Below are 13,232 nucleotides of genomic sequence, written 5' to 3' on the forward strand. Positions count from 1 at the left end.
TTATTCCGTCGTCTTCCCCCTTGCATCCAAATACTCTCTTTTAAACATATCCACGAACAGAAAGAATAGTGACAAGAGCAGCGGGCCGAAGATGATGCCCATGAATCCGAAGAGGGACAAGCCGATTACAACTCCGAAGACAGTGATAAGCGGATGAATGTCTGCCATTTTCTTCTGGATGATGAAGCGTATCAGGTTGTCGAGCTGTGAAATGACTGCACCACCATAGATGGCCAGGCCGATAGCTTGAACCCAGTTGCCTATCAATGCCATGTAGACAGCTATCGGAAACCATACCAGCGCTGTTCCTACCATTGGGATGATGCTGGCGAAGCAGGTCAGGAAACCGGCGAACAAGATGTTGGGAGCACCGAAAATCCAGTAGCCTATTATGGCTACTCCTCCTTGTATGACGGCGAGCAAGGGGATACCGATGGCATTGGAACGGACAATCATGTTGATTTCGTGGATGACGTTTTGTGTATTGTCATCGTTGAACGGCAGTAGGTCGTTGACGTACTGTTCCATCTTTTTGCCCCCTATCAGCATGAAGTAGAGTACAAAGACCAGCACGAAGATGTTGACGGCAAAACTGCTGATACCTCCCATGATGGCTTGCCCGATGCGGGGAAGAATTGAAATGACGTATGTCACCGTGTCTTTTCCCAAAATATAGTAGCCGGTTTTGGCTTTAATGATGTCGGCCGCTTCTTCGAAAGGAGCTATAATGGCTTGCGGGTCCAGATTGATGTTTTGCAGATTGACCACAGCCAGCCATACCACCAGCCAAGCGGGACCAGAAAGCAGAGAATTGCCTCTGCTGTAATGAGGGTGGCAGCTATGCTGCGCTTCATTTTCCGCTTGTCGGAAAGGTACATCATCTGCTTTCTCACCAGGATATAGATAGTCAAGGCTCCCAGCAGACCGCCCATGAATGGGGCTATTTGTCTGAAAAGAATGATTCCCAGCCCGATAATGATAGCTATCAATGAATATTTCCAGTATTGTTCTTTTATGCTCATAAAGTTCCTATATTTCTTGGTAAAGAAACATAAAAGAAGCTGGAAAGGTTTGGAAACAGTGCCCGGAATTCAATATTTATCCTTCGTCCAGCCAGCCTGCCCCCCGGCGTATGATTTCAGGCTCCCCATTGGTACAATCCACTACGGTAGAGCCTTCCGTACCGCCGATACCGCCGTCTATTACCAAATCGACAATATCACCGAATTTCTCGTCAATCAGTTCCGGGTCTGTGCAGTATTCAATGTCCTCATTGTCGTCATGCGGCAATGTCGTTGTCATGATGGGAGCATCCAGCAGGCGGGCTATTTCCTGAATGATGGGATTGGCGGGCATACGGATGCCGACCTCCTTGCGGTTACGGAATATCTTGGGCAGGCGGGTGGTGCCGTTCAGAATGAAGGTGAAGGCTCCGGGCAGATTACGCTTCATCAACTTGAAGGTGCTGTTGTCCACTTTGGCATATTCGCTGACCTTGCTCAAGTCGTAGCAGATGATGGAAAGATTGTTCTTCTTGGGGTCAATGTCCTTGAGGCGGCAGATGCGCTCGATGGCGCGCTCCTTCAGTCCGTGGCAGCCGATGGCATACATGGTGTCGGTAGGGTAGATAAGGATACCTCCGTCATTCAGCAGGTCGACCACCTGCTGCAGGTCGGCGGGATTGTTATTTTTTTCATAAAGTTTCAGAAGCATGGCGGAAATGGATTTGAGTTTTATAATACCTGCAAAAGTAGGTAATAATCGGCTTATAAACAAGCAATTCACCTTTTAAGCATCTCTTTCTCCAGTTTCTTTATCTTCTTCCAGGCCTCTTTGAATTTGGGACAGAGGGTGACGGCTTTCTCATAGTTTTTCATGGCCGCCTCCTTCATGTCATGCTTCAGGCATTCGTCACCCATAAGGATGTATTCGCGGGCATACTTCACGAGGGCTTTCTCTTTCTCCAGTGCCGCTTGTTTCAGTGCGCGGTTCTCCTCCCTCAGACGGTTGATGATGTTCAGCTTCCGGCGGATGAGGCGCTGCACGTTGGGCTTCTCGATGTCGTAGCGGGAATGGATGGCTTTGAAAAATTCATCCAGGAAAGTGCCGAAGTCCCCTTTGTCGAAGGCTTTGGCGGCGGCAACGTATTGGACGTCTGCCTGCGCTTGCTTCAAGGCGCGGTCGATGGCGGTGCGGTTGTTGAAGCGTTCGGAGAAGCTGACAATCTCCGGACGCACGAATACATCGGCACGGCTGATGGGCTTTTTCAGCTGGATGCCTTCCAGCGAGGTGCAGCGGCTGAGGCTACGTATGCCTGCCTCCGGCAAACACGCCGCCGGTAAAGTCGATGACTACCCGGCTGAAGGTCAGCCCTTGGCTCTTGTGGACGGTGATGGCCCATGCCAGGCGCACGGGATATTGTGTAAAGGTACCCAGTTCTTCCTCTTCAATCTGTTTCTTTTCTTCGTTGTATTTGTAGCGGATGTTTCGCCACGACTCCCGTTTGACGTCACATTCCTTGCCGTCGTCGGTGATGACGTAGAGGGTCTCTTCAATAGGGTCGAAGCCGCTGATGACACCGATGGTGCCGTTCACCCAGCGGCGATCGAAGTCATTCTTGATGAAGATGATTTGTGCGCCCGGCTTCAGTACCAGTTCCTGCGAGGTGGGGAGGCTGCTTTCGGGAAAGTCTCCCATGATTTCGCCGTGGAAGGTGACCGGGTCGCCGGGAAGTTCCGCCAGTTTCTTGTCGTTGATGTAGTCCACATTGTCGCGGCGGGTGGCGAGGGTGATGTACATGTCGGCTTCCGATTGCTCTATTTGGGTGCCATAGCGGGTGTTGAGCAGCTGAAGTTCGGAGGAGCCTACGGTGTTGTTGCGGATGTGGTCCAGTACGCGGATGAACTTGCTGTCTGTTTGCCGGTATACTTTCTGCAATTCGATGGAGACAAGGTCTATCTGGCCGAATACCCTGGCAGAGAAGAAGTAAGGGGTGGGGTAGAAGCGGTTCAGTATCTCCCGCTCGTCTCCTTTGACGACGGGTTCCAGCTGGAACACATCGCCCACCAATAGTATCTGTTTGCCGCCGAAGGGTTCGCGCAGGTTGCGGGAATAGACGCGCAGGATGCGGTCTACGGCGTCGATGATGTCGGCGCGTACCATGGAAATCTCGTCGATGATGACCAATTCCAGTTCTTCCAGCAGTTTGCGGTGAGGTTTGGTGTATTTGAAAAATTCGTGGATGCGTCCCCGTTGCAGGCTGAAGTTCGGGTCGTCGGGCAGCAGGGGGTAGAAAGGTAGTTTGAAGAAGCTGTGCAGGGTACTGCCTCCGGCATTGATGGCGGCTATGCCGGTCGGTGCAAGCACCACGTGCTTTTTCTTTGTATTCGCGCAGATGTATTTCAAGAAGGTCGATTTGCCCGTACCTGCCTTGCCCGTCAGGAATACGGACTGACGGGTATACTGGATAAGGTTCAAGGCGTCTTGAAACTCTTTGTTCTGGGTATCGGGAACGAAGCTCAAAAGATTTCAGATTTATGATGGATTCCCGACTATGCCGAAATATTTCAAGGCGTTGGCGATGCCGTCTTCATCAACAGAAGTGGTTGTGTAGTTACCGGCAGCTTTCACGTCGTCATTGGCATTGCCCATGGCTACACCGATACCGGCATGGCGCAACATGCTGATGTCATTTCCTCCGTCGCCGAAGGCCATGGTTTCTTCCAGCTTGATGCCGAAGTGGCGGATAATCTGGTCGATACCGTTCTGCTTGGTGTTTCCCCGGGCTGTCACGTCTACGAAGGCGGGATGCCAGCGGCCCATCTCGCAGTGGGGGACGGCGGGCAGGATGATTGCTTCTTCCTCGGCGTTGATGAAGGGAGTCAGCTGAAAGAAGGCTTTGTCCGCATGGCTGTCGGTATAGGGCTTTGCCTCGATGGGGTCCACTTTCAGTTGGCGGTGGAAGATTTCCTCCACTGCTTCGCCGGGCTGGTTCACGCAGATGTCATGTTCTCCCACCAGGATGCAGGGGATGTTGCGTTCGTGGCAGAAGGCGGTCAAGGCATCCACTTCCGCTGTCGGTATGGGGCTTTTGTAGATGACGGTATCTTCTACGAAGCAATAGGCACCGTTCATCGTGATGTAGCCGTCTATCAGATTCCGTTCCTGCAAGGCGGACAAGTTGTTGATGATGACGCGCGGACGTCCGGTAGAAATGAAGATATGTATGCCTTTGGCCTTGGCGGCGGTCAACGCCTCAATGGTGGAAACGGGAATTTCGTGGGTCTTGAAGCTGACCAAGGTTCCGTCGATGTCAAAAAACAGGGCTTTTATCATAAGAGTTTCTTTTATCTTGTGCGCGAAATTACTTAAAAAAGCGAAGATATTTCGTACTTTTGCGCGCAAATAAATGATAAATAACAAATGAAGAAGCATTCTTTTAAAGATTGGATGATAGCGGTGCGCCCATGGTCATTCCCTGCCTCGACAATGCCGGTGGTGGTGACGTTGGCATATCTGTACTGGATGCAGCAGGACATAAACTGGGTGAACGGTGTCTGGGCATTGCTGAACATCATTGTGTTTCACGCTGCCGGGAATACCTGGAGTGATTATTTTGACTACAAACATAAGGTCGATGCAAGGGATACCTTTGGCGCCAAGACACTGACCGACGGGATGTTTACCCCGCGCGAGATATACCGCTTGTCGATGGCATTGCTGGCAGTCGCTCTTGTTGCGGGGGTTGGCTTGTTGTGGCGTACCGGCTTGCCGCTGTTGTATATAGGTATAGGCGGTGCGGCTTGCTCGTTGCTTTATCCACCGCTCAAGTATCGTGCGTTGGGCGATGTCGTCATCTTTTTGGCGTATGCCTTGCTGCCGACGTTGGGCACCTGCTATGTGGCTACGGGAGTAGTTGACTGGAATGTCTTGTGGATAGCTCTGCCGGTGGGACTGATTACGGTGGCCATTCTGCATGCCAATAATACACGGGATATGCGTACCGATGCCCGTGCCGGGATTCAGACACTGGCCATGAAGCTGGGGGGAAAGGCGTCGATGTACGTTTATTGTGCCGAAGTCCTTTTCCCTTTTGGCTGGATAGCCGGCTTGATGGCTGCGGGAACTCTTCCTCTATGGACTGCTGGTGATGCCGGCACTGGTTCCTGCCATAGGCAATGTACGGGTGGTGTCCCGTTTTCCCGGAAAGGGGGAAGGTGCCATAGCCGGTCTGGATGAGATGACGGCAAAACTCCAGTTATTGTTCAGCCTGCTGTTCACGTTGTCGTTCGTTGTAGCCGGTCTGCTGTCATGAAGAAACTGATTTTTACCATTCTGCTGGCTGCCGTGCTGTGGACGGTCATGTTTTCGCCTTGGACGGCTCCTTTCGTGAATTTCTGGTGGATGATGACCGGTTCTGCACTCACGCTGTCCGTGTTTGCCACTTTGTTCAATCCCGGCTGGTGGCGGGAGGTGAAGTGGAGCTTGCCGAATGTCTTGCTGGGAATTGGCATTGCTGTTGCTTTGTGGGGCGTTTTCTGGGTGGGCGACAAGGTGTCATCTTGGATGTTCGATTTTGCCCGTCCGCAGGTGGACTCCATTTATGGGATGAAGGAGGGAGAGTCTCCTTGGTTGCTGGCGGCATTGCTGCTGTTGCTGATAGGGCCGGCGGAAGAGATTTTCTGGCGCGGCTATGTGCAACGCACGCTTTCCAAACGCTGGAATCCAAATGCGGGTTTTGTGGTGGCTACTTTGATTTATGCACTGGTGCATGCCGGTTCCTGCAACTTCATGCTGGTCATGGCGGCTCTGGTGGTGGGAGCGGCATGGGGTGCGCTGTACCGTTTTTTTCCGAACCGTTTTGCCGCTATAATCTTGTCCCATGCGGTGTGGGATGTGGTGGTCTTTGTGTTTTTTCCGATATGATTATTGTTTACAAAATATAAGGTAGTGATAATGGGTCGTATACCGAACCCTATTCAGTCGTATACTGAGCCTATTTCAGTCGTATACTGAATAGGGCTCAGTATACGACTGAAATAGGCTCTATTTATACATACTGATAACCAGATAGTTGCAAATCCTCTCCCGGATGGTATAAAAACAAGACAAATTGATATACTGAATTTGTGGAACTACAATAAAAAAACAAGCATATGACTTACAATTTTGATGAAGTAATAGAGCGCCGTGGTACCGATTCCGTGAAATGGGACGGTGTGAAGAATGTATGGGGGCGCGATGACCTCCTCCCCATGTGGGTGGCGGATATGGACTTTCGCACGCCTCCGTTTGTGATGGAAGCCTTGCGGAAACGTCTTGAACATGAAGTGCTGGGCTATACGTCTGCGTGTGAGGAATGGTATACTTCCATTTGCAGCTGGCTCAGTCGTCGCCACGGTTGGGACGTCACTCGCGAGATGCTGACCTTTGTACCCGGCATTGTCCGGGGCCAGGCTTTTGCATTGCAATGTTTCACCAATCCTGGTGACCGGGTGATGGTGATGACTCCCGTTTATCATCCTTTCTTCCTGGTGACGCAGCGCATGAAGCGTGAAGTGGTTTACTCTCCGCTCGACCTGAAAGACGGACAGTATCAGATTGACTTTGAACGTTTCCGTAAGGATATACAAGGATGCAAAGTATTGATTCTCTGCAATCCCCACAATCCGGGCGGGCGTGTATGGACGGTGGATGAATTGCGCCGGATTGCTGATATCTGTGCGGAAAGCCATACGTTTGTCATCTCCGATGAAATTCATGCCGACTTGACTCTGCCGTCTTACAAACATCATCCTTTTGCTACTGTTTCGGAGGTTGCTGCGCAGAATTCCCTCACCTTCATGGCACCCAGCAAAACATTCAATATGCCGGGATTGGGAAGTTCATACGCCATTATCCTCAATGAGGACATCCGCCACCGTTTTCAGGAGTTCATGGAAGCAGGCGAGTTCAGCGAAGGGCATTTGCTGGCCTATATCGGTGCGGCTGCTGCCTATATGCATGGTGAGGAATGGTTGGAACAGCTGCTGGACTATATAAAAGGTAATATCGATTTCACGGAGAACTACCTGCGCGAGCATATTCCGGCCATCGGCATGATACGTCCGCAGGCTTCTTACCTGATTTATCTGGACTGCCGGGGATTGGGGCTGACTCAAGAGGAACTGGTGAGATTGTTTGTGGACCAGGCACATCTGGCGCTGAATGACGGTACCATGTTCGGTGAACCGGGCAAGGGATTTATGCGGCTGAATATCGGCTGCCCGCGTTCGGTGCTGGAGCAGGCGTTGAAGCAACTGGAAGCTGCGGTTGCAGACAAATGATAGAAAAAACTATATCTCCTATATTATGAATAGATTACCTTTCCTGGTACTATTGTTTGCGTTGCTGTGCCTTGTTTCCTGCCGGCAGATGAATGAGGCACATTTGTTACATCTGGCAGAAGGACAAGTGGAAGTGGATGTGGACAGCGTTTATGCCTTGCTGGCACAGATAGAGAAGCCGTCGCAGCTTTCGGATGAGGAGAGTCTGTTGTATGGATGGCTGAATGCTTATGTGCACTATAAACGGCACAACTCGATGGCGGAAGACTCCTTGATATTGCCTGCTTCCGATTATTATGTCCTCCGCAACGACACGGCGAAGAATCTGTTTTCCTATCAGTTGAAAGCCTGGTACTGGCATTGGCTGAAAGAGCACGAACGGTGTATAGCTGCCATCGACAGCGGCATAGCTTTGGCCAAGACGCTGCAGGACACGGGAAGAATGGCTGATATGCTGATTGATAAGGCATACTGGTATGTGTATGTCTGGAAAGATTATGAGAAAGCGATAGGAACTTTCCGTACCGCCATAGCCTTGGACGCAAGAGCCGGAAGCTTCTTCTCTATGGGAATTGCCATGGGGCTGAACAAGAATGATTCTGCATCCTATTACATGGAGCGCAGCATAGAACTGGCTGTGCAGGCAGGAGATACCAGTAAGATAGTGCATTATTTGCGTAACTATGCCCAGCTGCAGGCTTACTCTTTTGATGAACCTTCCGGTGCAATAGCTACTATTCGTCGTATGGAGCAGTATGTTGTCGACCCGGTGCAGTTGCGTATGGGAGATTTGGTGAAAGTGGAAGTGTTCTTGAAAGAAGGGCTGCTTGATTCGGCGGAATACTATTTGAATAAGGAGAGGAAACGTGGCGAGGGTCGGAACCGGTTTCTGACGGAAGAGAATATGGTGGCGGTATATAGGGCATTGATAGATTATACACGTCACCGTACGTTTGATGTGCTGGACGTGGCACGCTATAATGATTCTGTTGCCAATGCTCTTACTGCGCTGCAGAGTACCGTCCGGCGTAAGGACGAGTCGAAGGAGACGCTTTCGCAAGCCAACTTGATTTTGACGGTGGAACGGAAACAGGCACAGTTGAACTTGTTGCTGGCACTGCTGATACTGGTGCTTGCAGGTGGCGGTGTGTCCCTTTATATCCGTAACCGGCGTAATAGGCTGATTGAAGCGGAAGAACGGGCGGAAACGCTGACCCGGTTGCTGGAAGATGCGACCAAGAACCAGTCGAAAGGGGAAGACGGGCAGTTTTTCCGGAAATTACTGTTGCAGCAATTAGGCATGATACGGCTGGTGGCTAAACAACCTACCTCACAGAATCAGGAGCTGCTTCGCCGCATTTCCGGTATTACCAGCCATGAACTGCCGGTAGAGAGTTTGCTGGTATGGGAGGACTTGTACCCTATCATAGACCGGATTTATGATAACTTCTACACAAAGATGGACAGCCGTTTCGGCGATGTGCTCATTGACAAAGAGAAGCAGCTTTGCTGCCTGCTCTGTGCGGACTTCTCGACGAAGGAGATTAGTGTGGTGACACAACAAAGTATTCCCACCATTTACCAGCGGAAAACGAATATCCGCAAGAAGCTGGGGATGGGGGAGAAAGAGGGCATCGTAGAGTTTATAGGCGGCATATAGACCGGAAAAGGCATAATATAGACTTTTGTAAAATTAAAGTGTTGATATGTAGTAATTTGTAATCTTGGGATATAGACTTTTTATTCCCCGATATAGACCGTTTGAGGCATGTTTTACCTCTACCTTTGTATCAACGAAATACAAGGAGTGAAACATTAAAATCAAACGTATAATGAAAGAAAATCTACTGAGCAACGTTAGAAAAAGAGTGATGGTATGGGTGGCCTTGGCAAGTATGGCAACTCTGCTTCCCGCTCAAACTTACCGGCTTTCCGGTTGTGTGCAGGACGAGAACCGCCAACCGGTAGAGGTGGCGAATGTGCTGCTGAAGCAGGCAAAGGACAGTACCTATATTACCGGTATGCTGACCGACACACAAGGTTGTTTTTCCTTTGACCAGCCACTGGGAGAATACTTGTTGCACATAACCCTTATCGGCAGCGAAGACCTCTACGTTCCCGTTGTGCTGCAAGGAAACAAAAACGTTGGCGAATTGACATTGAAATCTTCTTCCGCTTTGCTGGACGAAGTGACCGTTACGGCTGCGCGTCCCGTTATCAAGCGTCTGGTGGATAGGGTGGTGTTCGATGCACATAATACCATAGCCTCTGCCGGAGGCAGTGCACTCGACCTTCTGCGTGAAGTGCCCGGCCTGCAGGTCGGACAAAACAGTATTGGTATTATAGGTAAAGGGGGCATCAAGGTTTATATCAACGACCGTGAGACGAAGCTGTCGGGAGATGAGCTGATAGATTACCTCCGTTCCTATGACGCCTCCCAGATACTGAAGGTGGAGGTGATTACCACGCCTCCGTCCAAATACGATGCCGCCGGAAATGCAGGCATCATCAATATCCGCTTGAAGTCGCGCCCCAAAGATTACGTGGGCGGTACGGCTTCCGCTTCCTACAGCACCGGTGAAAAGGACAATTACGGATATGGAGGGATAAACTTGAACCTCAGCAAGGGGCGCGTGTCATCCTTCCTCAACGGAGGTACTACGCAGGGCAACTATGAGACGCGTGAGAAGAATTACCGCTATTTTCCGCAGGACACCTGGAACAGCCGTGCCGACTACACCAATTACATGAATAGCTTCTACCTTCAGGGAGGTGTGGACGTATCGCTGGAACGGGACTGGACTGTAGGTATGCAGGCCATCTATAACCACAGTGCCCCCAAACCGAACAACGCCCTTTCATGGACGGAAGTTTACGATGCCTCTACCGCCGTACTGGATTCTCTGCTGTACTCCAACAGTGACAAGGATACCGGTTCCGACCGCCTCAATCTGAATTTCCATACCGATAAGGCTGGGATGACAAAGGCAAGAAAATGACTTGGGATGTGGATTACCTGCGTGACAACCGGGACGAAAATATGGGCTTTCTCTCGAAAACCCTCCTGCCTGACGGTACGGAGATTCCGGGTACAAACTTCGACTACAACTATCTGCAACATCGCAAGGTGGATGTAGTCTCCTCCGCTCTTGATTTCATCCTTCCTTTTGAGAAGTACAAGATAACGGCAGGTGCCAAGGTCTCCTTTACCAACACTCGCAACGGCATCAATTACGATACGTCGGACCCTACGCTGGTGCAGGATGATTATTTCCGTTACAAGGAGCAAATCTATGCCTTATATGCTGATTATAGCCGTGAATTTTCCGAACGTTTTTCCATGCAGTTGGGCTTGCGTATGGAGCACACCCGCACTACCGGTATTTCCGAAGCGAAGGATACGGAGGACAAGCACGATTATACGCGCTTGTTTCCTACTGTCTATCTGCTTTATTCGCCTACAGACGGGCATGCGCTGAACTTCAGTTTCTCCAACCGCATCTCCCGTCCGTCGCAGAATATGGTCAATCCTTTTCCGTTCTATCAGAACAAGTACACTTATGCTTGTGGTCGTGAAGACTTGAAACCCAGTTATACTTACAATGCCGAACTGGGATATACGTTGAAGAATAACTTCAATGTTTCTGCCTATTATTCTTATTCGGACGATGTCTTCTTCCAGGTTGTGGACTTGGATGCTGAAACGAATGTGACCTCTTTCCTCTGGGAGAATTTCATGCAGACGCATGCTTTCGGGCTTAACAATTCGTACACTTTCCGTACCAAGTGGCTGCAAACTTACGCCCAGCATGGAGTGAGCTATCGCCGGACTACCTCCAGCGCTGCCACCACCTCTCCCGAGGAGAAGGGGTGGGCTTATAACGCCAGCCTGCGCAACACTTTCTTCTTCAATGAAAAGAAGACCCTTCTGGCCACGTTGTCCGGTTCCTATTCTTCCCGCCAGTATCGGGGCATCTATCTGATGAGTCCCACTTACAGCGTCAGTACAGGTATGCTTTACCGGTTGCTGGACAATAAGCTCAGCCTCAGCCTGAATGTCAACAATTTGTTTGTCAGCCATTCCAAATTGGAAACCATGTCCAACGGGCTGAAAATAATTGCCGACAATCAGTTTGCCTTTACCAGTTTCCGTATCGGTGTATCCTATACTTTCGGCGGGGATATACGTAGTAAGGGCCAGCGGAATAGTAACGAGGATATTCAGAGGAGGCTATAACGCGGAAAGGGTGCTACCCGGTTTCCCCCTTTTGTTGCTAAGTGAGAGATTGTCGAACTTTCATTGTGGAACGTTATTGTATAGGCTTTCTAATGTATATGCAGGTTCATTGGAGAAATACCCTTTGGTCATGACATCTATCACATCCTTTCCATTGTTGACATAAGTTCCTGTGGCGTGATTCATCAGCCGGAACATTCCCGTCCGGCGCCGGCATTGCCGTTGTCCCAATAGAATATGGCCATGCCATTGGTGCGTGCTGCTTTGCATACATATTCCAGGTAGTATTTGCGGAATGCTTCAGAACGGTTGTTGTTGCGGTGTACGCACCCCATTTCTCCAATGTATACGGGAATCCCTTTTTCTACGTAAGCGGTTCTTAATGCTGCAAAGATTTTCTCAAGATGCTCTTCGTCTCCCCAGTTCTCTTTTTTGCTGGGGGCGCCGGTGTGTCCCCACTCTGCAAATTTATCTTCCAATGCGAAGGTGGCAGGGTCGTAGTAGTGTACTGATATTAACAGACGGTCTTTTGCTTGGTCTGTTGGGAGTTGCAGGTGGTTTATGGTAAGATTAGGGCTTGTGCAATAGCCGCTGATACCTAAGTAGCGGGTTGCATTGTTGCCACCGGTGGCACGGACGGCATCTACAAAAACTTGTTGCCATTCATTGAGTGTGGCATATTGTTTGCCTCCATCGGTGGTATTGGTGCCAGAGCCCCATCTTCCGTCATGAATTTCATTGAGGCCTTCAAAAATGAGGAACTCGCCTTTATTCTCGAAACGTTGGGCTATTTGTGTCCACATGGATTTGAGTTGCTCTTTGATGGCGGTATTTACGTCTTTGTTTTGTGCTGCTTCTACGATATCAAGCCAGCGGTGCTCATCAAAACCGTCTTCGTGGATGTGGCGGTGTCCGTCATGATGGATGTTGATAATGGCTTTCAGCCCGGCTTTTTCAGCATATTCCACTACTTCGGCTACACGGTTCATCCAGTCCGTGTCGATATGATAGTGTGGGGCCTCGCCTACTTTTCCCAACCAGGTAACGGGGATGCGGACTGATGTAAATCCGGCTTGTTTTACTTTCAAGAGTGTCTCTTGTGTAACTTTACCGTTACCCCATGAGGTTTCGTCGGCTATTTCGTTTACATGGGCATCAAGCTGGTTACCCAGATTCCATCCGAGCCCCAACTCCTTTGCCACTTTTACGGCAGGAAGATTCTCGTCTATGGCAGGTTTGCTCTCTTGCTCATTATTTGCAGCCTGGGTGATGATGATGCTGGTTTCTTTTTCACCGGCCGTGATAGTTATGTCGGCTTCACGGGCATTCCCTTTATTGGCTTCTGCTGTAAATGCAAATGACGTAAGATTATCGGAAGAAGTATTTGATTTCAGTGTTATCCACCCGGCATTGGATTGGGCTGTTGCGATGGGATAGGATGAAACACGGATGGTTATTTCTCCACCGGCAGCTGCGAGATTTTGAGGGGATACACTTTTCACGGTGAGATAGGGCAACTCCTCTATGGAGGAATTGGAGCTGGAACAGGACAAAATGTTTATGGACAATAGTATTGCCATTACATTCTTCAAGCAGATGAATTTTGTGCTCATAAAATCAGTTTTATAGGTTTATGGCGACAAAGGTAGTGGCAATGGGGTTATGTATAG

The 13,232-nt window shown here is 49.9% G+C and carries 6 protein-coding genes and 4 pseudogenes; 5 read left to right on the top strand and 5 right to left on the bottom strand.

Translation table 11 applies throughout. The features are described from left to right. The 4 genes and pseudogenes from JCM16496_RS04690 to JCM16496_RS04705 form a co-directional block, all read right to left on the bottom strand. Positions 1-1,022, bottom strand: a pseudogene (locus JCM16496_RS04690) (AI-2E family transporter). A 76-nt stretch (positions 1,023-1,098) separates the two neighbouring features. Continuing rightward, positions 1,099-1,713: an L-threonylcarbamoyladenylate synthase gene (locus JCM16496_RS04695; RefSeq protein WP_025832646.1), complete on the bottom strand. Its 615-nt coding sequence runs from the start codon at positions 1,711-1,713 to the stop codon at positions 1,099-1,101. Between the two features lie 68 nt (positions 1,714-1,781). After that, positions 1,782-3,522, bottom strand: a pseudogene (locus JCM16496_RS04700) (ATP-dependent DNA helicase). Between the two features lie 12 nt (positions 3,523-3,534). Further along, positions 3,535-4,335 (bottom strand): Cof-type HAD-IIB family hydrolase, encoded by an 801-nt coding sequence (locus JCM16496_RS04705; RefSeq protein WP_025832648.1) that lies wholly within the window; start codon positions 4,333-4,335, stop codon positions 3,535-3,537. An 87-nt stretch (positions 4,336-4,422) separates the two neighbouring features. Between JCM16496_RS04705 and JCM16496_RS04710 the strand changes: the two are divergent. From JCM16496_RS04710 to JCM16496_RS24870, 5 genes and pseudogenes are all read left to right on the top strand, one after another. Next, positions 4,423-5,314, top strand: a pseudogene (locus tag JCM16496_RS04710) (prenyltransferase). Further along, positions 5,311-5,925: a CPBP family intramembrane glutamic endopeptidase gene (locus JCM16496_RS04715; RefSeq protein WP_025832650.1), complete on the top strand. Its 615-nt coding sequence runs from the start codon at positions 5,311-5,313 to the stop codon at positions 5,923-5,925. Before JCM16496_RS04710 ends, JCM16496_RS04715 begins: the two are co-directional and overlap by 4 nt. Before the next feature lie 230 nt (positions 5,926-6,155). Beyond that, positions 6,156-7,325, top strand: coding sequence for a MalY/PatB family protein (locus tag JCM16496_RS04720; RefSeq protein WP_025832652.1), 1,170 nt, complete (start codon positions 6,156-6,158; stop codon positions 7,323-7,325). A gap of 25 nt (positions 7,326-7,350) precedes the next feature. Then, complete coding sequence (locus JCM16496_RS04725; protein ID WP_025832654.1) at positions 7,351-8,985, top strand: helix-turn-helix transcriptional regulator; 1,635 nt, start codon at positions 7,351-7,353, stop codon at positions 8,983-8,985. Positions 8,986-9,157: 172 nt separating this feature from the next. Further along, positions 9,158-11,562, top strand: a pseudogene (locus JCM16496_RS24870) (TonB-dependent receptor domain-containing protein). Between the two features lie 185 nt (positions 11,563-11,747). Here JCM16496_RS24870 and JCM16496_RS04735 read toward each other — a convergent pair. Beyond that, positions 11,748-13,175, bottom strand: coding sequence for a cellulase family glycosylhydrolase (locus tag JCM16496_RS04735; RefSeq protein WP_128809455.1), 1,428 nt, complete (start codon positions 13,173-13,175; stop codon positions 11,748-11,750). Between the last annotated feature and the right edge of the window lie 57 nt (positions 13,176-13,232).

The sequence above is a fragment of the Bacteroides rodentium JCM 16496 genome (genome assembly GCF_000614125.1).
GTDB classification, from domain to species: Bacteria; Bacteroidota; Bacteroidia; order Bacteroidales; family Bacteroidaceae; genus Bacteroides; species Bacteroides rodentium.

Bases quoted from the DNA above. Each gene is read 5' to 3' on its own strand.
- JCM16496_RS04695 (WP_025832646.1), bottom strand. From the start codon at position 1,713: ATGCTTCTGAAACTTTATGAAAAAAATAACAATCCCGCCGACCTGCAG.
- JCM16496_RS04705 (WP_025832648.1), bottom strand. From the start codon at position 4,335: ATGATAAAAGCCCTGTTTTTTGACATCGACGGAACCTTGGTCAGCTTC.
- JCM16496_RS04715 (WP_025832650.1), top strand. From the start codon at position 5,311: ATGAAGAAACTGATTTTTACCATTCTGCTGGCTGCCGTGCTGTGGACG.
- JCM16496_RS04720 (WP_025832652.1), top strand. From the start codon at position 6,156: ATGACTTACAATTTTGATGAAGTAATAGAGCGCCGTGGTACCGATTCC.
- JCM16496_RS04725 (WP_025832654.1), top strand. From the start codon at position 7,351: ATGAATAGATTACCTTTCCTGGTACTATTGTTTGCGTTGCTGTGCCTT.
- JCM16496_RS04735 (WP_128809455.1), bottom strand. From the start codon at position 13,175: ATGAGCACAAAATTCATCTGCTTGAAGAATGTAATGGCAATACTATTG.